Below are 23,055 nucleotides of genomic sequence, written 5' to 3' on the forward strand. Positions count from 1 at the left end.
TTGTTTTCTCCTTCCTCTTAAATAATTTCTTATTCAAAATAATATTCATACATTTTTCCATTTTCAAAATTATTCTTACCCCAATAGTCTAATGTGATTTCGTCTTGGAATAAAATTGCTTTCAAAACTTTTAAAGTTTGATTATGAGCACATACCAGAACATTCTTCTCTGCTTTTACAAGTCTATCCAGATAAAATGAATATACTCGTTCATAAAATTCACTAAACGTTTCGCCTTCAGGAATCGTTTTAAATACATTAAGCTTTCCCTTAATAAAATATTCTGGGAATTTCTGTTGCATTTCAAACCGTTTATTCCCTTCGAAAATACCCATGCAACGTTCTGTTAATCTTGAATCATAAACTACAGAATCCAACAACTTCGGACACAATTTTTCTAATGTCTGTCTACATCTTTTTAGTGGTGATGAATAAATTACTCCGGTAAAGTCGTCAATAAATTCTAGTGCCGTATCCTGTAAAATTGCTATATCCGCCTGTCCTGAAATACGTTTTGTTTCATTATACTCTGTTTTAACATGCCTTATCAATATAACTCTATGCTTCCCTGTCATTTACCTTCCCTTTCTTTGTATTGCAATACAGATACAAAGGCCTAAGCGTCTTTACAATTTCTCACTTCAACATTTTCTTTCCTCTTTCAAAAAATTCTGCCCCATCCTGAAAATCCCGAATATGTTTACCTTCAGTTATTCTTGACTTGGAATGTACTTTATATATTTCTCTATCAATTTTTAACTGTTTCTTTTTAAAGTCAGAACTAATAGATCGAACATTATCTATCACCTGACCCCATCCATGTGGCACCAAACACCTTTCTTCTCCATTGATTCTGATTTTCCAATTTTCATCAGATACTTTAAACAGATAAATATCTTTTCCAACGGATGAAAAAATTGGAAGTATTGTTCCTGGTTTTTCCACAAAAGTTCCTATCGCAATAGTAGAATCATTTGGCATATAATAATGATGAAACGTATTTTTCTTTATAAAAGCATCTTCTTGTATTCCAATCTGCTCTGCATACCATTTATGAATCTGCACATTATATTGTTCCAATTTATGAGCATAGGCGGCAAATTGTCTTGCATCTTCATCCTTAATGTATCTTAAATATCTTCCATTATCATGATATGTGCGTATCGAATCACTAAACCAGTTTTCTTCTACCGGATATAATCCCATATAAGAATCCTTAAATTCTTTCACTGAAGAATGCATAACAACATACAAAGCTTTATCATCCAGGCTTTGTGCAATCATTATAAAATGATTTCCATTGTCAAAACTAAATGAATATCCCTTCTCTTTTGTCGCTTTCATAACAATACTATCAATATATTTTTCAAATTCCTGATCACTCATTTCCGGAAAGTCATTAATTCGGTATACACTGCTGGAACATACATTCACAGTTGCATCAACTGGTATTATGGCTGTTCCACATTTCCATGTAACAAGCATTCCTGTTGCGAAGCCGCCCGCCAAACGCTGAACATTATTTGGAAAGCCTAAATCCAGAGACGGATAAATCATAATGCCACTACTTGGCACTTCAACACCATCAATCTCAAGTGTACTTGAATCATACTTTTTGAGCACCCCTTCAAATAATTCTTTTGTACGTTTTATATATTTAAGTAATACTGTCTGAGTTGCATCACCTAACAAATTTTTTGCCTTAAACAATTCTCCATATTCTCTTATATCATCAGATGGAATAAATGCCGCATTAATACGTGGTTCCTTTGTCCAATCTTCTGTCACATAATTTACAATTTGCGAATGATACAATTTATGCAGCTTCACACGATCATACTTTAATTCTTTAATTCTTTTTCTCCAATGTTGATGACTTTCCTGTGCCTTTGTTTTTACCTGTTGCGGTTTTAATGTATCTATTTCAAAATCTATTCTGGTACTTGTACTCATCAACTTTTCCAAATATCTGCGGTGTGCATCGTATTCTGAATTTTTCACATGAATATTTCGATACACTGAAAAGTCTCCTTTAAATCTTCCATCTACAGTCCATAATTTTGTACTTCTGTAACCCATATATTCTTCACTGATTACAGCATGATCAATTTCAAGCAATGGTACAAAATAAATATTAATTACGCAATTCATTTTTTTACATATTGGAATAATTTCAGTAATCAATGTATTCATTGTAATTGTCACACGACTTAAAGGCGTTCCAATTTCATATTCATTTACATTGCTAAACATTGATGGATCTACAATCAATATACAGACTTCTGTTATTTCTTTTGCTAAAATCGTTGATCTCAGAGGTTCAATTATTGTCATATCCGTACTTTCACTAAAAGCCTCATCTAATGACTGTCCTGCCAGGATAATCTTTCCACTTGCAAGATTAATAATCTTTTTTCTCGTTTCTCCAAAAACTGATGGGGTCAATTCAGCAATAAAACTTTTGTCATCTGCATAGAGAGATACTCCTTTACTGAACAGAAATTTTTCCAAAGCATCTTTTGAAAAACAGATTCTTTTTCCTTTGAAAAACGTTCAAATTCTTCACTGATTATTTCATCTGCTCTCAAAATATGTTTCCACTCCATCTGCTTATATAAAATTCCGCATAAGTGTAATATACCTTCTAAGTTAAACTCAATTCTGCTTTGAAAAAGCCTTAATGGATGTTCCGCAATTCTATTCTTATTATCAACATCAATAAATACAGGAATAACAAGAGAATCATACTCCGATGCGTATAAAGAGCTCCAGCTTCAAAATTCAACCATGGACGTGAAATATCTTCTCTTGTCACAAGTATAATACCTATTTTAGATTCTTTCAGTGCCTTATCAATTTCCTGAATCCACATTCTTCCATCAGTAATCTGCCTTGAACAAAAAACTATTTCATTTTCCTCAAATATTTTATTCAGCAAATCTGAAAGAAAATCCGCACACGTTCTCGCTTTGTTCTCACTCCAGCTTATAAAAGCTTTATTTTTCTTCTGTAATATTCCATCCATCGTGTTCTCTCCTTTCTTTACATAATAGTCCTCAAATAATCTCTAAGCCTGAATTTCTCTAGCTTTTAAGATACTTATATTTTTCATAAGGGCTGACTCAAAGAATCATATACTCATTCTATTATGTATTTTATGTAAATAATAAACACCTTTGTCATGGTCTTGTTTCAAAAGCAGTAATTCTGCTTTTCAAGCAAAGCTACAACGCTTAATTTAGAACAGCGTGTTATGGTAAATGTTTTGAAAATTGTAAGCTATCAACATCTATCATAATATCTCCTTCATGGGGGCTAACCCCAAGAGTTGTTCATAAATCTCTACTGTATTATCCATGCCACTTCACCCCATCAAACTTTTTTATATCATCTATGATATATCCGGTCAATATAATTTCATGTGTTTATACTTTTTTAATGGGTCGAGTAGATACATCCGTTACCAGATGTATCTACTCGACCTTACATTTGCTTTATAGATAAAATCCTATTCCTTCGATTCTTGTAACGTTCAATCAAGTGTAACGCTTCAAAATGACTTTTTATAATTTCAGTAGTTTGTGTTTCTGTTTCAAAGTCCAACCAGAAGGAAATTGGTAGAATATTGTCCTCTACATAAAAAACAGTTTTTAAGTAATCTGTCTGTGGAAGGATATCATAATGAAATGAATAATGGTTCTTTTTGAAATTGATTTTTTTACACAAACGCCTTTTCTCCAATGTTAATCAAATTACACTTATCCTCTTCAATCTCAGAAATAACTTTTCGAATGTCCGCATTATTAATGGTAATTCCTATTATCACCTGACAATCAGGCTCCAACTTCAAAATGCTATCGGAAAAGGCCCTCGTATCATCCGCTCCTATACTATGTTGCGCCGGCTCATCAAAAATCAGCATTCCCGGATGATTGCCTCCGCATTTATACTGCTGCTTTAAAAACAATACAGTATTCAACTGTTTTCCCTCTCACTCTTTCTTTCCTTTTTTTCCCTTGGCTCATATGCCTGTGTTCTACAGCATATATATATATGTCACATGGTTTTTTTTCTAAAACGCCCTCTATAACTCTTATCATATCCGCAGAGCCATTATTCGAATAACTCCATGCACATACATAGTTATTTTTCAACACTTCCGTAATAAGAAAGACAAATTGATTTTCTACTTTTCCAACATTCCGTGTAGAAAATTCTGACCGGAAACGTTCTCCTTTACTTATAGACCGTGTTCTGCTTTTATATTCTGAATCAGGATAATCATATCTTGCCAATGTTTCAAGAACATGATAGTATCTGCTATAATCATCTCTTTTGTATGGAGCATCAACATACACCAGTGCATTTCCAATATTGCGTGCTTTTAAAAATGCCAGTGCGTCCTGCCATGGTCCTGGGATTATGTGAATAGAGTTTTTTCTCTTTTCACTTTCCTCTGCAATTGCCATTAATCTTCTGGAAAATTCAAGCCATACTGATTTTTTTCTTTGATCAAGTATAGATTCCAGATTCTCCTGACAGATCTTTTTAGGTTGTGCAAAATGACCACCATAATTAGATGCAACAACACTTGCTGTTATAATCAAAACTCCTGTCATCCAGTCTTGTAACTGTTTATCCTCAAACTGTTCGATTGCATAACGGATGCTATCAATCTGAAAAGATTGTTCCATTCCAAAATAAATATTTGAAAAATAAGTAGTAAATAAACAATAGGGAAAGGATTTATGATTTTGTTTTCTTTGATCCACTAACAACTGAATCTGTTTTGAAGTATTATCTGTTGAAGAATACAGTTGTGTATTATTTACAAACTGCGTATAGAGGTCTAAAATCTTATTTTTATTCGACAAATCCATGTGAAATATATTGTTTTCAGTAATTATACTTTCGCCAAAGAGATCTTTTAATTTCTCCATGTTATATAAATAATCGTAATAAATTTGTGTTAATGCTTCTAATGCCCTGTTAACAGAAATTCCTTTTCCCTGCACTTTGGCTAATAGTGTGCAAAATAACTGCGAATCTGAAGCATATGTAGTTCCCAATTTTGAAAAAGTATTTGCTACGGAACCTGATCCACACATCAAATCTACAAACACACTTTCAGGATTACAATGTATGATAATTGATTCCATTACAAAATCAATTATATTTTTCTTAATCCCCATATAAGTGCTTGTATTTGCAAAATCATTATTTTCAAATTCCGTATACATTCCTTCTCTATTTTTTACATCATCTAAATAATGGATAACAAACAGATTGTCCGAAACTACAGTACACTCTGGCAGATTAAATGTCTTTTCATCTGTTTTCTCATAAATCTTATTCTCTGACAGAAATAAAAGGTTTCTTATATAAGCCGGAACTCTTTTCTTTTCGGTTCCTTTAAGCGTCTTAAGAAAAGTTCCGTCTGTTATTTTGGTAATATCGAAAAACACATCCATCCTAAAGCCAAAGAAAGAAATAATCTCGTCTGATATCTTATAATTCTGCTCGAGTAGTTTTTTGCATAAGTAAACGTCTTTTTCAATAAAATACTGTGTCTGCTCCCTGTTAAGTGAGACGATAAATCCCCTGTCTACAATATCATCCAATATTTCTTCATCATATTTTTTTTCAAGTTCCACACTAAGCCAGTTTTTCAACTCACAGTATGTATAAAAATATTTTTGCATGTTATTTCCAATACCTTTTCGCTGTTTCAATAACTATCAACATATCCAGATATCCCTCTGCACAATCTCTTCTGCACAAATAGTCAGCACTTTTTCTGGCAGTTGATGATGAATTTGCAACAGCCACACTAATGTCAGCTATCTTAAATAAATCGATATCATTATCATTATCGCCTATTGCCAGTATTTTTCCTTTTTTTTCACTGTCCCGTTTTTTTAGTTCCTCGATCAAAATACTCTTTTTATTCTGCACTGCACGTATTTCAATAAATCCACTTCCACTGTCTGTATAAGATACCTTTGGATTAGATTCTAAATATTTGATGATCTGACTGCCGATTAATTCTGTAAGTTCTCTTCTCTCAATTAAAATTGAAACTACTTTTTTATCCTTTATCTCTCGCAGGAGCATTGGTTTTACATAATTTCCATTTATATCTGTTCTTCTTTCAATATTTCCTGCATACCAGACTTCTTCGCAAAATTTGCCTGATGTAAAAAAGGACTGAATATCTGACATATCCTCATCACATGTATAGACATAGATTCCCGCCCCACATTTTCCGGCAAAACAGAGTAATGTCTGAACTTCCTCAAAAGCAATACTGCATTCTCTGATGATATGTCCGGTATTGTGTTCCAAAAGAACACCACCATTATATAATACCAGTGGTGTTCCATCTGCAATCCCCAATTGTTGAATCACATTGTAAGCTCCACGGTAAGGTCTGCCGGTAGCCACTGTTGTAATTACTCTTTTTTTTCGTAAATGAATTGTTTTTTTTCTTATCTGCTCAAATATTGGGCTGCTTCCCTTCGTAAGTGTTCCATCAATATCAGAAACAATATAATTGACCTCTGAAAACAAACAATATTCATTCAGCAGACTATTATTATCCGGTAAATATGATATCATTTTTTATTCTCTCACCTGCACACTTTAATAATATGATGCTTGTTTTCTTTTCTTTCATGACTTGATGTACTATATCCCTTACTGTTGAAATAACATTCTTTTTCTACTGTTCCATAGGAACTTAAAACTTTTTGTGCATCCTCAATTCGAATCAAGCCATAATCCGTATAATGAAATATGATACATTTTGCATCTGCATGGTCAATCAATTCCTTAAATGCTTCCAAAGCATGATTCTTCTTATTATATTCAGAAGTTTTTTCTCCTTCTAATCGAAACACTCCTGATTTCCCACTTGGTACCGGTACGACTCCTGCCGCTATCGTTTCTGGCAGGTGATAGTATCTTGCATAATTCCGTTCATTATACGGTGGATCCAGATATAATACATCACATTTACAGTTACTTACTAATTCGATTGCATCTGCCTTTAGCGAATAAGATGTTTTTCCCCTGGCTACCGGTAACATGGCAAATCTGAACTCTTTTAATGCACGTCTGTCAAATTGTTTCAAATATCCATAATAGGTTCCTGCTGTATTTGCCACCTTATCAAAAGAATTGATCAAAGATGCTACAAGTACTTTTCGTCCATTGTCAGTAATTAATTCTTCGCTATACCATTCCTGTATTAAGTTTATGCAGCCTTGAATTCTTTTTGCATTGTCCTTTGTAAAAAATCTCCTTTGCTCTGAATATTCCTTAATCAGCCATCCATCGTTTACAACTGACCGGTTCATCAGATTTTCAAATTGTTCTTTACTATTAATCTGTAATGCCTGATACAATTTTGTAAAGTCCGATTCCGCACTTCTTTCAATTAAAGTATACTGAAAAAAATGTGCAAAATTTAAGATATCACCTGTAATAACATGAAAATCTTTCTTTTTCATGTAAGAACCTACTGTTCCAATGCCGCCAAATGGATCACAAAAAATTCCTTCCCTATATTCCTTGATCAAATCATAAATTTGTTCTAATAGAAGCGTCTTTGAACCTAAATACCGCATGGTCATCTATTCCTTGCTGTCATAATCATAATATATGTATTTTCTGTTATTCCTGAACTTTTATCTAATCCGTTCCCTTATCTTCCGGATCACAAATTCTACAAAGCTGATCAATAATCTGCCTATGAAATCAAAGAGATGACTAAACAGCCATATTCCTATTGCAATAAGCATAACTTTAATCAAAATCGGAGAAGAATTAAATATTGGAATTATATATGTCTTCAAAAAAGCTTCTGCCTTTGTTGCAACTGTAACGATGATTCCACATGTAAAAAGAATTCCAACAATTGCCTCTACCATTTGATTTCTGAATGCTCCTGCAACACTTTTTATGAAATTTTTTCCTGGCTTTTTTGCATTTGCAAGCTCTTTGTTATCATCTCTGAATTTCGAAATTGGAGACACACTCTCTTTATCATAGCCATGAGTTCCTGTCTTATCACAATATTTTGCTGAACTCGGCTGAACTGTCCGAAACAGTAACAATTGGGCAACCTGAATTTCTGGATAGATACAAATAGAATTGGCTGTATTGTTCTTGATCTGAAAATGTATCTTTCCTTCATGTCCCGGCTGGATCACACTGGTTCCCAACTCTATTGAGAGTCCCAGCTGTGTATATGAAAATTTGGAAGAAACAAGACCATAAATATCATGCGGCATTGTTATACTTTCAACAGATGAACATAAAATCGTTTCATCTGGTTTTAACACATAACCAAGTGAAATATTTTTCTCTTTATAAATACTTGACAGCTTTGAATCCAGAACACATTCATCCTGTGCCATATCTATGTAATTATTAATCAAAGGCCTTTTAATAATTCGTATAGTACTGGACAAGGATAGTTGAATCGCACAGCCTGAAAGTATCTTTTTGCTTTCTGAAGCAGACAACGTATTCTCCTTATGTTTGATCAACAACTTGTCTTTCAGACGCTTTTCAATCATATACATAATATCGTCATCACTGAGTGGTCCCGGTATGCGGTCAGGTGATGTTGGCATGACCATGAGTTTCGGCAGAATGTAGTTTTCAAGACTTGAACAGATACTATATGGCTGGTCACCTTTTATCTCCTCATCAAAGTACTTCGTATTTTTTGAATATACACTTCTCTCCTTTTTTGCATGGGCAAATCTTCTCCGAAATTGCTCTTCGTCAATATTATTCTCTAGATCACTGCCATTCTGATACTGTGAGTCCATTTTTATAAATCTTTTTCTGAAAAACTCCTCTGTTAATGCCTCACTGTAATCCAAAAATATAATATATAAATGCCCCTTGCTCTTTGCTCTATATTCCTTGGAAATATTGATTGCATTTCCTACAGATGCATGGATTATAAAATTTGAATAACTATTGATCGCCTGTTCTATGTCTGATTTCTTGTATGCATAAATTATCTGGTCGCCATTATTTTTATATCTAAATGGACGATCATGTATAAATGCATCATTATCGATATCAGTCGCATTATCCTGATCCACATAATGATATTTGATTCCTTCCACTTCTCCGCTTTGTCTTTTTACCGGTTTCGTAGTATATGGAATAATGCTTGAAAAAGAATATAATTTCATAAAATGAGATAACGCTGTTTTTTTCCCTACATATGAAGGACCTGCTAAGACAAATAACATTCACTTCACCCCCATCAATTCAGATTTTCTTAATTATCCATATAATCTGTCTCCTGAATCTCCCACTCCCGGATAAATATATGCTCGTTCATCCAATCCATCTCGTTCGGAAGCTGTTATTAATGCTGTAATTTTATCTGAAAGATTGGAAATCCCCAATGGAGTCGACAATATTGATGCACAGATTATCTGTTTCGGCTCATACTTCGTAATTAATTCAACAGCAGCATTTACGGTACCTGCTGTTGCCAGCATGGTATCAAGAATAATGATTGTTTTACCTTGAAGATCAACATCTCCATTTTCATTTCTCGGAAATTTTGCTTTATCTATAACCGGAAGAACTTCCTCTGTTCTATGTGCCCACACAAAACCTGTTTTCGTCTTTGGCAATAATCTTTGATATGCACTAAGCATAGATACCCCTGCCCTTAATACAGGTACCAGTACTACTTCTTCATCAATGACGGGGCAGATTATCTGCCCAAGAGGAGTAGTGACATTTTCTTCTGTAGTCTGTAAAAATTTTGAAGTCTCTCCTGCAAGAAAAAAAGAAATGTTTTCCACCGCAATATTGCAGTTGTAGGTATCCGTGTCTTTGTTTCTGAATGATGCCAGAAAATAATCTATAATCGGATTGTTAACAATAATCTTCCTCATATACTCTCTCCCTTCAAGTGATAGGTACATCCACACTCTGCAACATAAGACGTTCCATCATCTCCCCAAATACTCACAAATATCCTTGAAACTTTGTTACCATAGCTTCCGAGGGGGCAAACCATGTTGTCTTCAATTTGAGTCCAAATCATCATTTTCTAATTTGGCCATAAACTTCTTGCTATTCCAAAGTTCAAAACTTTTCTCTATCCTTTGGCTTTGAAAATGGTTTTTGCATAGTAGACATCATACATTTTTCTATTATACTAGCTTGATAGATTAATTGCTTATGAAATGCATCGATTTTTCCATACATATACTGACCGATCATAATGCAGCATCCCGGTTCAGTTGCTGTACTGGTCTCCTGTAATATCACTCAATACTCCCATTCTCTAATGTGAGCCACACATGACTTTCCGATTTATTCTCTCTAGATGTGTATCAACTTCTTACATTGTCATATTCCAGAAAGTATCTCACCAGCAAATTGTAGACTATTCAACAGTTGCCTCTTGAAAACAGTTCAATAAAACCGTCTCTAAAGAATTCACCGTTCGCATTTGTCCTCAATATGGCGCTCCTAAACTTTTCAGCTAATTGAAAAATTTCATTATCAGTCATTGTCTTGGATCACTTAATTTTCCCTTCACATCTCAGCCGCCCATATAGACGTTGCCTGCCGCTCACCACGGAGAGGTGTGTGAAGATTTGAGCAGCTACCGTGTGGATAATATTATCCACACGGCCAAAAAAAGTTAGCACTTGATGCTTTTTGCTGATATCCCAAACTTATTCTTTATAGGAAAGATCATAAATACTTACTGCATTCTCCCCCCCCCGAAAGATTTTAATGTATTAAGGACAGATTTAAGTCGACGTTTGTAATACATCTTGGGGTAACATTTTGCAATTGCTCGATAAAAGCCTTTATCTATATTTTCAAAAAACAAATCCCTTTTTTCTGGCATTTCAGAAGGATGTCTTAATTGATGATTTGCTGCCACAGCCTTTTCCAAATCAACATCTCTGATTTCAAATCCCGCCGCACGAACAAGTTCAACGCCTTTTGGAGATTGGCACAGAATCAAAGATATTCCTTTTTTTTGTTCCATATCGCTAAGTTCACTTCCCCAAGAATCACCTAATGTGATATCAGAAACTCTTTCCAATGATGCATATCTGCATGAATAACAATTTTCTGTATAATCCAGCGATGTGAGGAAAGCAAAAGTGTACAAATCTTGTTGATTGTCAAAAGAAATTCTTTTATAGCCAGACTCCAATCCAAATGCCGTTTTATTTCGGAACTTCAAATCTTTAATTGCTGCAATGTCGATTCTATTCTCGTTTAAGAATCTTTCCAAAATTCGAGGAGATGGTGAACCATGACAAATCAAATCGACAGTATATAAATTTTCTCTGTTTCTTACAAAGTTCTTTAAAGCCGCCACTTGGCATGGTAGGCCAATAAACATCACCTTGTTTCCGTCTTTCAATTTCTCTGCAATTTTAGAATAAATATTAGCTGGATTACTCTTTACATATTTTGATCCAGCAAAACGTTTTGCATAATCAATGTCATTGGTGATGTCAAATAAGAATTGTCCATCTCTAAAAAGACATGCTGCGACATAGCCACCATTTAGTATAAATGTCTTTATCAGACCGGAGGCTGCACCCCCGGATGACGAGTGATTCCGCACAGCCGGAACCCAACCCTGATACCACTCGATAGGTTTTTCTTTTTTTGCCTCAGTGTTATTGGGGCATACTTTCTCACAGGCGCTACAATTGACACAAAGACTTTCATCAATTACAGCGTTCATTGTCTTTAACGAATCTTTTATGGAAATAGCATTTTTCTTACATACATCCACACAAGCTCCGCAACCGGCACACTTGTTCAAATCACATACCGTTTTCATTTCTCTTTCTCCTTTTCTAGAAAAGAACGATGAAAACCATATTATCTTGATTTTCTCTTAAAAATCATCTGAATAACTTTCTTCCGTTCGTTCTTATTGAATAACAAAATTAAAACCACAATATAGCCTACAATTCCTGCACACGCACAAACAAGCATAAATGTAAGCCATGAGTTTATAACGGCAAATCTTCTAATTGCTTCAAAAAGCGCATAAATAACGCAGGAAATGAGTATACTTTTAATCAGTGCTGGATAAAAAGTCAGCTTTGGCAAATTTAAAACATGAGAGCAATACAATGGTGTAACGATTGCATGTCTGACAATCATGAAGCACGAACTTGTTCCCGCGATAATAATCAAGGGATTAAAACTTGTTGCCTTCAAAAGTAGGAATTCCGTACCAATACTTGCTACACTGAATATTGTTGTAATGATTACCGATCCTTTAATCTTATTAGTAAGTGTATTCGCATAGTATAATCCTTCTACATACGCATTGACCAACAATGGCAACACCGTAAGAATCGAAAGAATCTGAATTGTATTTATTTCTTCTACTGACTTTCCATTAAGCCAAAGGGTATAAAATTCTTTGCCAAATACCACAAAACCTATAAGTGGGACTATCATCATGAAACTCAAGAAATTTATAGTGAATTTAAATTTTTCAATAAGTTCTTCTTTCTTGTTTTCAGCATACAATTTTGCCAATTCAGGATTGAAAACATTTGCTACAAGTTGTGGTATCTGAGCCAGAACAACTGGAATTTGTTTAGCTATTGAGAAAAGGCCCATAGCACTTGGATTAACAAAAAGATTCGTCACCAACAGATCAAGACCTGTTTGAAGCATCTTATTAAGACTCTCCAAGCTGACCCAGATACCGCTCTTTAAGATTTCAAGAACACGCTTTAAGTTGAAATACTCACGTTTAATCTTTATTTCTGGTAGAAGTTTTTTGGTAATACAATATTGCAACGTCATTGTAATAAGTCCCGTACAAATTGCTGCAATAGAATAGTACCACATATGTGGCACAAACAACCAGAACGAAACCACTAGTATAAGCACCCTCGTGATATTTGCAGTCATCTGTGCCAATGAATTCATGTATAATTTGTTTTTTATAAATGCGGCTACACCGAATACAACGCCAACTAAAGAAATTGCCGAGCTAAAAAAGGCTAAAATAACTGTAATTTTAACATCCTTAACTAAGCTGTCCGGAATATTAATCAAAGATTGGATATTGATGCACAAAATAACTGATGCAATCAAAACTATAATTCCAATAAAAGTATCCGCAAAAAAGACTGACGAGTAATATTCTCTCACCTTTTTTTCGTCATTTTTATGATAGGAAAGTGTAATAAATCTTCCGGCCAACGAATTGAGTGCAATAGTGATAACAGATAAATAGCTCACAAAGTTATTTACCAATCCGATGAATCCATATGCTTCCGTGCCCAATTTACTTATGATAAATGGTGTAAAGAAAAAACTAATAATCATATTAGTAGCAAACACCATCATCTGTGCTATTAAATTAATCAAAAAATCTCGATTACTGCTTTTCATATTCTTTCATTACTAGTCCTTTCTCATGATAAATTTATTCATCAACTTAATTGCTTTTCTTCGTGAGTATAAAAGCGTTTCATATATGCCCACAATTTTTACCGAAAACCACAATGGAGACTTCATTCTATTTTTACACGACTGATATAGTTTTTCCATTTGCCATGTATCGTAGTCCATCAACTTTTTTAGCGCAATGAAAGATATCGCACATCCATGCACTTTTGAACAAATTTTAATCACCTTAACACTATGGCACATCATTGCATACTGGGCCTGCTCAATATCCTGCTCACAAAATGCCAGCTCAAAATAATATATTGGAGAATCCCCCTAGATGCAATATGCTGCTCCAATACAATTTGAATTTTTTGAATACATAGCTTGCAAAAATGAATTTGTTTCTACATGCGTCCAATGATGCAGTAACGAAAACTGTCCTGCAAAATCTAGGCAAAACTTTGCATTAAGGCTAGATGCCAATATTGCAGCCATAAATCCACCCAAAGAGATTCCTACTGTCATTACTTCTAATCCGGTTGTTTCTTCCTTCATCTTTTCAATAATACTCTCTAAAGTATAATATCTTGAATTCAAGCCATTACTGTACTAGCTTAGCCATACATCCCTTATGTAAATTACTTTTTCGTGATCTACATCCAACGTTATGTTTTCCCACTCAAATCTATTGTTTTCTATAATTTTTGAAACAAAGTCTACCCTATCATCTTTTTTGTACAGTGCATTCGAAGAAAAGTATATATATGCCACACCATCTTTTTTCCCGGTTCGTATTTTTATATTACTCTCTTCAGATGCATATACTTCTTTTATATCAGGATTATTCCAATCCAATGTTTCCCAATTGTCATGACAATCCGTCTCTATGTCTCCACACACTGTTTGTCCTCCCATGCCAACCCAACAAAAGCAAGTAAAATAATGAATTTCAGGTTTAATGTTACTTCTACCATTGATAGTATTCCAAAAATATATATTCCACTTAGAAATGCATAGTCGCTTTTTTCTTTTCCTTTTTTTATCATCGCATATGCTAGAGCAAATATCATAGCAGTTCCAATTACACCACAAGACACCATGCTGTCAAATACGCCATTCTGTGCATTGTAAATCGGTAGTAAGCTATTACTTGTTAATCCCCTCAAACATATCCAATAGTTATGATCCAAGCCATATCCTATCAAATAATGTCCTCTCATCATTAAGAAAAATCTAGCATATGCTCCCATTCTCCCTGTTAATGTTATATCTTTTCCTAATACATTGGTAATAAAATTGCTAATAGCTGGCACGTTAAGAATTGCACTATTTACAATCAGCAGCAAATCCAATCCCAATGTCAATACGATAAAAAACAATGGTTTTTCCATGAGTTCATATATTGCTTTTTTCATAACAAGAAATACAGCCAAGATAACAAATGAAATGATTCCCGTTGTACAATTTACCGATGAAGCAATAGCTATGGACTCTAATAGAAAAGCTGCAAATACAATCCTATTGCTCTTTTTATTTATCTGATACACCGCTAAAAAGAATATCAATAAATAGAGATGCGTATAGCAGACATTAAATTTATTGCCAACCAAATATGCATCATTATGTAGTAAAAAAGAATACTTTGCTGGAAACACAACCATAAGCATATCATTTAGCACGCAAGAAATGAAACAGCAAAAGAATATTATCTTACATCCATAATCTACTTTTTTTGTTTCTCGAAAAATCTCAGCCGTAAAAAAAGTTTCGAGAATACTAAAGCCAAAAACCATGACACTTACATAGTCTGTTCCTTGATATCCACGGTTTAGGAAAGAGCTTGCACCACATAGAAACACAAAGAATAACAACCCCGCATTAAGCAACTGATATTCATTTTTTAACATTATACGGGCGCGTTTCAATATTACAACTCCGCCCAAAAATAGCATTAGAATTTTCAGTTCTCTATAATTGGAAATATGGAATGTACTAATATTTATAAATGAAGTAAAAGCAATGATTGTCGCCAACAATCCCATTTCCAAATCTATATATTTAATTTTCATTTTTACCTCTCTTTGGAAACCGACAAATTATCGCGTAAATAATTCATGCTTTTTGACATTTCGCTTTTCCGAATCAAATCGACATTTTTATAATCAATTTCATGCTGCAAAACGTCCCCTATTTTTCCCACATCTTTAATAAGCTGTTTTTCCAAATGTAATCTAACCAATAAATCCAAAAGCTTTTCCTGATTTGTGGAGCCTGTATTTGATTTGACCCTACAAAACGTTCCAAATTGCTTATGATATATGACAGAAAAGATCGTTCCATGAAATGTGTCTGTCACAATATAATCCGCATTCTTAAAGTACCCTAAGATTTCGTCTGGGCGACATACAATATGCTGGTCACAAAAATCTTGATAGTCGCACAAAGAAATGGTTATTAATCCGTTTTTGTGCGCAAACCTTATAATCTCTTTCTTTTCATCATCTGAAAAACGATTTGCATAGCCATACACAATCATATAGTTCTTCAGCGTTGGTTCCTTCCAGGATTCCTTTTCCACTCCTGACACTAAAACCGGATCCAAGTTTAATATTGGTTCTCTATTGCATAATTTTTTAATTATATTATATGAATTTTGGTCTCTTACTGATATAACTGAAAAACGATTCAAATCTCTCTTGATTTGTTGTTCAATATTGAAGAAGCATATTTTTTCATATGTCGTGCTCCCAAAAGAAGCGGCATATGTTATTAATTTTTTTGCCTTGCTATTTTCACCAAAAAAGTCTAAAGCAAATCCAACTTTAGGATTTCTTTGAGTACAGTTAAAGACCTCATCGCTTCCTACTATAAGAACATCAACTTTCGTATGGTATGCTTTAAACTTTGAAATTCCTAATAAAGGATAGCATTCAACAAATTTTTTCTGCTGTTCTCCATACTTTCTTAAGATATGGAATTTTATACTATCTTTAATTTCCTGATAAAACAGTTCTTTTTTTTTCTTTTTATCATTTCGATCTTCAATTAAAACATTGGTTTTATAATCAACAAAAACCACTCTGTGACCTAACGATTCAACCATCTTTTTCAGTGAATATGCTTGCATAAATGATCCATAATTCACAATTTTTTGCATTGAAAGAATGCCTACTAACATGATTTTCTCCTTTTCATATAACTATTTCTTTTTTATGTATACCTTATACAGTAACTCAAAATAGTATTTTCTTTCTCCCAATGGCACAAATCTATTTAATATAGCTGTATTTAATTGCGTGCGAGCGAGTTCTTTTACTCGTTTTAAATCTTTTTCACTTATCTGTGCAGCATCTGAAGCACTCCGCAATAAGGCACATGTACATCTAAACAAAAAATATTTTGCTTTTTCTTCAAGCTCTTTATATGTGTCTTTAACAAACTGGCAATTCAATCTTGCCTGTTCATAAATATCGAATTTTTGTGTGGTAAATGGTTTATTGCATATACTATTTTTGCGAATCAAGTAATTATATAAAGGCATCCCTGTCAGAACAATCTTATTACTTTCACTAAATAGTTTAGACGTAAAATTCAAATCTTCATGAAGTACCCCAACTGGATATCTACGCCCTCTGAACAGTTTCACCTTATAAAGTTTATCCCATGCTGCCGAATCGCAACCATCCCATACAAGTAGTTTTCCTATCGCCTGACAAGGTGATAATACTTGTTCCCTATCCGAGGTAAAATATGATGTTTTTGTACCATCACTTTCTTGAACCACATACCTTCCGCAGCATGAAATATCCGCCTCGTTTATGCGCATTCTTTCCTCAAGAACCTCATACATATTTTTTTCAATGCAATCATCGCTGTCAACAAAACCTATAAGTTCACCTGTTGCTCTATCTAATCCGGCATTTCGTGCATCAGAAAGTCCACCATTTTTCTTATGTATAACTGTTACTCGATTATCCGAGCAAGCTAACATATCACAGATCTTACCACTTTCATCTGTCGAGCCATCATCCACCAATATAATTTCAAGATTTTTATAAGTCTGCTGTAAAATACTTTCAACTGACTTTCTAACATATTTCTGTACATTATATACTGGAACAATAACGCTAATCAACGGCTTATTTTCCATCCTTATCTACCTCTCTATTTTTTTGCATAATTGATCTATAAATATCGATCAAAGCACTCAGGTTCCGATTCGCATCATGAGTTGTTTTTGCATGTTGTTTTGCATTTTTTGAAAAGTTTAAACATTTTTCCTTATTTTTAAATAACTCCATCACATAAAAAGCTAGCATATATTGTGCATCATGTTGGTACAAAAAGCCTTCTTCCTTATGTGTCAACATGTTTTTCACTCCACCAACATCAGAACTTACAACAGGAGTTCCTAAAATCATCGCTTCCCCTACAGAATTTGGGGAATTTTCAATTGATGAAGGAGAAACAAATACATTTGCCAATAAATACTGTTCCTTCATTTCTTCGGCATTTAAACTTCCCAAAAACTCAATGCTATTTTCCAGACTATACTGTCTTATAAGTTTCTCCAAATAATTAATGTATACAGATCTTTTTTGTTTTTCAATCCAATTTCTACTCAGTGGGCTTGTCCCTGTAACATATAGTTTTACATCCGGATAAAATCTTTTGATTATATTTAAGGCTTCTAACATATAATGCATTCCCTTGATACTGTTGTACCCTTGACTCATGAAAACGCTGTGCTTTCTGCATTTTTCGTAATTCCACTCTCCTAAGTAGAACTCCGGTCGAAGAGTTTCATTGCAAAAGTGGTATTCCGCAGATGGATTAATCTCCATTGTACAAGCTCTATCCCAATCTGTTCTTCCCATAATATGATGAACTTTTTGGATTGCCTGAATCTCATATGTTCCACGTAATTTCATCGTTTGTTTAGCTTTAATCGGATTATTCATGCGGATAATATCACGAATAGTCCACGACTTTAAAACGCAAATGGGAAGATTTGCATAGGTATGTTCTGCATACACTGATACCATTCCCTGAATTGAAATAACAACTTTATTTATTTCGCCACAGCTTTCTGCCGCCAAAACTGCTGACAAACTGTGTCCATACTCTGTCCCCATTATGTGTATAACATCAATTTGTGGGATTTCATTTAAAATTTCTTCAAAGATACGCTGGTGTGATTCTTCAAACTCCCAATCATATCTTTTTGTCTTTGGATATCCATAATATTGAATATTTTCAATTTTTCCCTTTATAACTTCTTTAGTTTTTCTTTGTGGAAAAACATAGAATATATTGCATTCTACAGTTTGCAACATCGCTATCGCTGCACTTACCCAACCTTCCTTAGGCGAAAACGGTAAATTTAATGCATCCGTTATTCTTTTTATTGGTGCATTACTAAAAATCACAACATTCATTTATGCTTTCCTTTCATCTTCTTCTAATCCACTTATGCCTTTCTTCAACGCAGCGAACCCAAGTTCAACATTCCTTCTAACTTTTGCCAGCTCTATACCAGAATCACAATACTCCCGTTTGAAGACTTCCAATTTATCTTTCCATTCATATGGCACGCAAATGCATCCCTGTTGCATTGCTAAAATCATAGCATGCATTCTTCCAGAAATGACATAGTCTACATCTTCTAATTGGCTCCAATACTCATCCACAGTATCAGGAAAAGATACACAACTTTTCTGCCAGACATATTTCTTTGAAAATTCTTCTGTTGTCTTTCTATCTTCTATTGTAGTTGAACTAAACAGAATAATAGTATCTGAATCAGTATAGGAATCTAGAATTTCTTTCCACTCATCAAAATACTCTTCTTTTGATTTGCTACCGCCTGCACTCTTGTAATAATCATACGATAAAATATTGCAACATACTTTCTTTCCTTTACTATTTTTATCGTATGTTTTTTTCTCTTTTCCATACAAAAATACAACATCCGGATAACAGGCGTTCTTGCATAACATTTCTCTACAACCTGCTTTGAATAAGCATCCCTCACGCAAATCTCATCGGCTTTTGCCAGTGCTGATTTATACCTCATGCGATAAATTGGGTTTGTATACCCTCCCCGATTTTCCAAAGGAACACAGGGATTTTTCTTTTATGTAACTGCTCTATCCAAATTTTCATAGCAGAATTAAAGTTCATATTTGTAGCTAAAAGCTCTCCGCCTCCAATAATAGCCGCGCTAATAGGTTCACTAATCTCATTTAGCTGCTTCTTTATCCACCTTCTATATCTACCGGTCAAGTTTAATCAGTCCAAGGATTTTTGAGGCAGTAGTCTGTGCTGGTTTTGCCATAATTGGAGCAAACTGCAACTCAAGTGGGTGAAAGTCTTTCAGTTCTTTCTTTAACGTCTTTCCAATTGCTACATCTCCTAAGTTATCAGTCCAGCCTTGATTTATAATAATAACCCCCATAGATTCTCCTCAATTTCCATAAATTTTGCTGATAAATCTCCTATATGCGCGCACAATAGACTTATTATTCAATACTTTTTTTCTAAGAGTTGGGAATGTTAACTTATGCTGGATTCCATATTTCAAACGCTCTGCTACTGAAAAATACATTTTTGTCAGTCGTTCTTTCTCACTTGCCAACAGTTTCTTTGCTTTATCTGTTGTACAAAATCCCCCACCTTGAAATGCAACAACAACTACTGGAAGATAAGTACATCTCACCTTTTCCTTAATAACGGCATATAACATTCTTTCTCGGTCTGCACTTACCGTATATGAAACATCATATCCACGTTTTTTCAGCATACTAGCTTTATAAATCGTTGCTTGATGACAGATCATTGATCTGTAGCAGAAATATTTTGTCAGTTTTTTAGGGGCGGGATCCACCACATCTAGTATTTGATTGTAACATCTTCCATAATACAAATCTCCTGGGTTTTTCTTAATTCCATTAGCAATATGTCCAAGAACCTCATAATCATAAAATCTGTCACCTGCATTCATAAAAATTAAGTAGTCACCTTGTGCAACTTCAATTCCTTGATTCATTGCATCATATATACCTGAGTCCTTTTTTTGTACAACATGAATCCTTTTATCCTGTGGTAACTTACTAATAGATTCATCTTTTGAAAAGCCATCTTTTACAATAATTTCAAACTCATCATAGGACTGCTTTAATGTACTCTCAACGGTCTCTAATAAATCATTTCCAGCATTTAAGCACACTGTTATGATACTAAATTTAATCATTTTCCTATCCTCCGCAAAACATTTCTTGCAAAGCTTTCTACTCCAATTACAGATATCGGATATTCTACTCTGATTATGTTTTTTATTTTCCGATTTAAACATCGATATTTTTTCAAATTTGTTCCCATGAAACTATCTGGTTCTATGTATTTCATTTTTTCGTCATTCAGGACTTTCAAAAAAAGTTGATTCCATTCTTTAATTATCTTATCTGGCGTGAATTTTTTGCACAGCTGAACACCGTCTCGCCCGTATTGTTCATTAAGTTTGTCATTCTTCAACAACATTATAATGTCTTTTGCAAAATCATTTGTATTTCCATAAAGCAGTCCGGTCTTTTCATTCAAAACGGTATCTAAAAATCCCCCTTTTGCAATGGTAACCACCGGCACATTCATACTTTCAAAATCGAGTGCGCTAATTCCAAAAGTTTCTGTCCGTCCCGTAGGGTTAATGACTCCCACACAAGTATCACGAATTACGTCATTCTTTTCGACACCAAGAACTCCAAAAAAGTGTACTGATGGCAAAATGTTTCCTTCATCATCAGTTAAGCCGGACATAAACTGTTCTTCATAAGATTCTTCTGCAATATTATATTTTCCCAATTTCGAGTTTCGACCATATAACTTTCCACTTCCAACAACATTAAGTGTTGCATCTGGAACCTCTTTCAAAATAGTTTTCCAAATAGCAGCAAGTAAATGAAATCCTTTTGTCGGAACTAATGAACCAATATACGTAACTGCATGGTTTTCTATCTTCTCTCGATGTAATTCACCAGTTTCTGGATACATATTATATATGTATGTTGACTTTTTAATAACAGTATGATCAATATATCGATCATACTGCTGTCTACCAACAAATACATTTGCCCTTGCATATTCGCATCTGCAAATTTTATTACAGAAATCGCTTAAATAAAAGTTATGTCCCCACAGAATTGTTTTGACTTTTTTTTCATCAATATGATTGAAAAAGCTCTGTGGAAGTGGCATACCATTGTGAACAGCACTAACAACAAGAATATCAATGCCTTCTTCTTTTGCTCTGTTTGGCAGATCGTCAATATCATTAACAATCACATAATTATCAACTTCTGGTAAATTTCCCTGATTAGCCACAAATAATGTAACCTTATTGTTTGAATAATACATCTTATATACTTGGGCTAACAGTAAGATACAATATTCGGTCCCACCTATTCCCGGATTACCCAACAACAAATTTTTACAATTAACATCTGCTATGTTTTCATTATTTATATAAATTCCAATATGCATTCTTTATTCCTTTATAAACTGCAACAACCTCTGTTCAAAATATTGGTCATCGTCCTTAATTTGAATATATTCTTTTTCATATGGATAACTTTTTAAATTTAAATTTTGATACCACTTTATAAACTCTTCAAAATCAAAGTTATCTATATCAGTAATATACGCATACTTATTAGTTTCCATTATTTCTGCCATATAAGAGCCTTTTGAAATAAGCATTGGCAATCCATAACGGATAGCATCATAAAGCTTAACCGTCATAGCTAACTTTTGTTGTGCATCGTTTGCGTATAAATTAAGCAAAACATCTGTTTGCTCTGCAAAAGATGAGATTTGATCTGTTGTATATCTACCTGTAAAAGCAATATTCTGATATTTGGCACAGTATTCTTTTAGTTCCTCTGTATGTCCTTCTCCACGATATACTAGTTCTATTCCAGACACATTTCCAAATACATCACAAATTTTTTTATTCCACTCGACCTGCCTTATCATTCCCCAAAAAACAATCCGAATATTCTGATTCTGTTGCTTCGGCAAAAATTCCATCTTCAGATTACTTACATTATGTGAAACTACAAATTTATTGCTTTCCCCTAAAACTTTTTTAAATCCCATTGAAGAAATAGCTGTGAATTGTGATTCAGTAATTAATTTTTTTATAATTTTCTTGCAGATAGAATTTTGTTCATATGTCAAATCTCTGTAGTCAAATATGTATTTTGAGTTTCTTACTGTTTTACTTAATATATAAACAGGTAATGCCGTTTGAGTTGTCAGCAAAATTATATGATCATACTTTTTATCTCGAATAATTTTGCAAAAAAACTTTATACAGCCTATAAAGCCTTTAACTTTTTTCCATTTGGGTTGATAATTACTCATCTTATATCGGTACGCTATCTTATTCCCTGAAAATGTTTTATACTTAATACTAGAATCCATGTCACGATCCCAATATAATACATCATAAGAAATACCTCTTGAGTCTAATATATCCGTATATTTATATAAAAATTGCATTAAATGTAAATTGTGAACTCCAACAATAGCTATTTTACTCATACCCATAATGCC

Annotated in this window: 23 protein-coding genes; all 23 read right to left on the minus strand. The window is 33.8% G+C overall.

Annotated features, from left to right (window positions below; genetic code table 11):
* Window positions 1–29: 29 nt before the first annotated feature.
* The 23 genes from LI126_RS04130 to LI126_RS04240 all read right to left on the minus strand — a co-directional run bounded on the left by LI126_RS04130 (window position 30) and on the right by LI126_RS04240 (window position 23,049).
* The gene (locus LI126_RS04130; RefSeq protein WP_227164881.1) at window positions 30–575 is read right to left on the minus strand and encodes a histidine phosphatase family protein; all 546 of its coding nucleotides are present in this window, start codon (window positions 573–575) and stop codon (window positions 30–32) included.
* A 61-nt stretch (window positions 576–636) separates the two neighbouring features.
* A complete protein-coding gene (locus tag LI126_RS04135) occupies window positions 637–2,511 on the minus strand; it encodes a hypothetical protein (protein WP_227164882.1) in 1,875 nt (624 codons plus the stop codon).
* Window positions 2,512–2,677: 166 nt separating this feature from the next.
* Window positions 2,678–3,025 (minus strand): toll/interleukin-1 receptor domain-containing protein, encoded by a 348-nt coding sequence (locus LI126_RS04140; protein WP_227164883.1) that lies wholly within the window; start codon window positions 3,023–3,025, stop codon window positions 2,678–2,680.
* Between the two features lie 693 nt (window positions 3,026–3,718).
* On the minus strand, window positions 3,719–3,979 hold the full coding sequence (locus LI126_RS04145; protein WP_227164884.1) for a hypothetical protein: 261 nt from the start codon (window positions 3,977–3,979) through the stop codon (window positions 3,719–3,721).
* Window positions 3,945–5,732: a DNA adenine methylase gene (locus LI126_RS04150; protein ID WP_227164885.1), complete on the minus strand. Its 1,788-nt coding sequence runs from the start codon at window positions 5,730–5,732 to the stop codon at window positions 3,945–3,947. Before LI126_RS04150 ends, LI126_RS04145 begins: the two co-directional genes overlap by 35 nt.
* Window positions 5,704–6,618 carry an HAD-IIB family hydrolase gene (locus LI126_RS04155; RefSeq protein WP_227164886.1) on the minus strand — a complete coding sequence of 305 codons (915 nt, stop codon included), beginning with the start codon at window positions 6,616–6,618 and terminating at the stop codon, window positions 5,704–5,706. The genes LI126_RS04150 and LI126_RS04155 overlap by 29 nt, the downstream gene beginning before the upstream one ends.
* A gap of 11 nt (window positions 6,619–6,629) precedes the next feature.
* Entirely contained in the window at window positions 6,630–7,628 is a 999-nt protein-coding gene (locus LI126_RS04160; protein WP_227164887.1) for a DNA adenine methylase, read from the minus strand.
* A 60-nt stretch (window positions 7,629–7,688) separates the two neighbouring features.
* Window positions 7,689–9,275, minus strand: coding sequence for a dCTP deaminase domain-containing protein (locus tag LI126_RS04165; RefSeq protein WP_227164888.1), 1,587 nt, complete (start codon window positions 9,273–9,275; stop codon window positions 7,689–7,691).
* Between the two features lie 33 nt (window positions 9,276–9,308).
* Window positions 9,309–9,935, minus strand: a complete 627-nt coding sequence (upp, locus tag LI126_RS04170) for a uracil phosphoribosyltransferase (RefSeq protein ID WP_227164889.1) — start codon at window positions 9,933–9,935, stop codon at window positions 9,309–9,311.
* Between the two features lie 193 nt (window positions 9,936–10,128).
* On the minus strand, window positions 10,129–10,266 hold the full coding sequence (locus tag LI126_RS04175; RefSeq protein WP_227164890.1) for a hypothetical protein: 138 nt from the start codon (window positions 10,264–10,266) through the stop codon (window positions 10,129–10,131).
* A gap of 490 nt (window positions 10,267–10,756) precedes the next feature.
* Window positions 10,757–11,863 carry a Coenzyme F420 hydrogenase/dehydrogenase, beta subunit C-terminal domain gene (locus LI126_RS04180; RefSeq protein ID WP_227164891.1) on the minus strand — a complete coding sequence of 369 codons (1,107 nt, stop codon included), beginning with the start codon at window positions 11,861–11,863 and terminating at the stop codon, window positions 10,757–10,759.
* 41 nt (window positions 11,864–11,904) lie between these two features.
* Window positions 11,905–13,443 carry an oligosaccharide flippase family protein gene (locus tag LI126_RS04185; protein WP_227164892.1) on the minus strand — a complete coding sequence of 513 codons (1,539 nt, stop codon included), beginning with the start codon at window positions 13,441–13,443 and terminating at the stop codon, window positions 11,905–11,907.
* A 333-nt stretch (window positions 13,444–13,776) separates the two neighbouring features.
* Window positions 13,777–13,998 carry a hypothetical protein gene (locus LI126_RS04190; protein ID WP_227164893.1) on the minus strand — a complete coding sequence of 74 codons (222 nt, stop codon included), beginning with the start codon at window positions 13,996–13,998 and terminating at the stop codon, window positions 13,777–13,779.
* Window positions 13,999–14,052: 54 nt separating this feature from the next.
* On the minus strand, window positions 14,053–14,343 hold the full coding sequence (locus LI126_RS04195; protein ID WP_227164894.1) for a hypothetical protein: 291 nt from the start codon (window positions 14,341–14,343) through the stop codon (window positions 14,053–14,055).
* Window positions 14,328–15,512, minus strand: coding sequence for an O-antigen ligase family protein (locus tag LI126_RS04200; protein ID WP_227164895.1), 1,185 nt, complete (start codon window positions 15,510–15,512; stop codon window positions 14,328–14,330). Before LI126_RS04200 ends, LI126_RS04195 begins: the two co-directional genes overlap by 16 nt.
* Before the next feature lie 2 nt (window positions 15,513–15,514).
* A complete protein-coding gene (locus tag LI126_RS04205) occupies window positions 15,515–16,621 on the minus strand; it encodes a polysaccharide pyruvyl transferase family protein (RefSeq protein ID WP_227164896.1) in 1,107 nt (368 codons plus the stop codon).
* 21 nt (window positions 16,622–16,642) lie between these two features.
* A complete protein-coding gene (locus LI126_RS04210; RefSeq protein ID WP_227164897.1) occupies window positions 16,643–17,593 on the minus strand; it encodes a glycosyltransferase in 951 nt (316 codons plus the stop codon).
* On the minus strand, window positions 17,583–18,881 hold the full coding sequence (locus LI126_RS04215; protein ID WP_227164898.1) for a glycosyltransferase family 4 protein: 1,299 nt from the start codon (window positions 18,879–18,881) through the stop codon (window positions 17,583–17,585). Before LI126_RS04215 ends, LI126_RS04210 begins: the two co-directional genes overlap by 11 nt.
* The gene (locus LI126_RS04220; RefSeq protein WP_227164899.1) at window positions 18,882–19,481 is read right to left on the minus strand and encodes a polysaccharide pyruvyl transferase family protein; all 600 of its coding nucleotides are present in this window, start codon (window positions 19,479–19,481) and stop codon (window positions 18,882–18,884) included. It abuts the gene before it with no gap.
* 236 nt (window positions 19,482–19,717) lie between these two features.
* On the minus strand, window positions 19,718–19,900 hold the full coding sequence (locus LI126_RS04225) for a hypothetical protein (protein WP_227164900.1): 183 nt from the start codon (window positions 19,898–19,900) through the stop codon (window positions 19,718–19,720).
* A 9-nt stretch (window positions 19,901–19,909) separates the two neighbouring features.
* Window positions 19,910–20,695 carry a glycosyltransferase gene (locus LI126_RS04230; protein WP_227164901.1) on the minus strand — a complete coding sequence of 262 codons (786 nt, stop codon included), beginning with the start codon at window positions 20,693–20,695 and terminating at the stop codon, window positions 19,910–19,912.
* The gene (locus LI126_RS04235) at window positions 20,692–21,981 is read right to left on the minus strand and encodes a glycosyltransferase family 4 protein (protein WP_227164902.1); all 1,290 of its coding nucleotides are present in this window, start codon (window positions 21,979–21,981) and stop codon (window positions 20,692–20,694) included. The genes LI126_RS04230 and LI126_RS04235 overlap by 4 nt, the downstream gene beginning before the upstream one ends.
* A 3-nt stretch (window positions 21,982–21,984) precedes the next feature.
* Window positions 21,985–23,049: a hypothetical protein gene (locus tag LI126_RS04240; protein ID WP_227164903.1), complete on the minus strand. Its 1,065-nt coding sequence runs from the start codon at window positions 23,047–23,049 to the stop codon at window positions 21,985–21,987.
* Between the last annotated feature and the right edge of the window lie 6 nt (window positions 23,050–23,055).

It is taken from the genome of Mediterraneibacter sp. 210702-DFI.5.30 (assembly GCF_020560115.1).
Taxonomy (GTDB): domain Bacteria; phylum Bacillota; class Clostridia; order Lachnospirales; family Lachnospiraceae; genus Mediterraneibacter; species Mediterraneibacter faecis.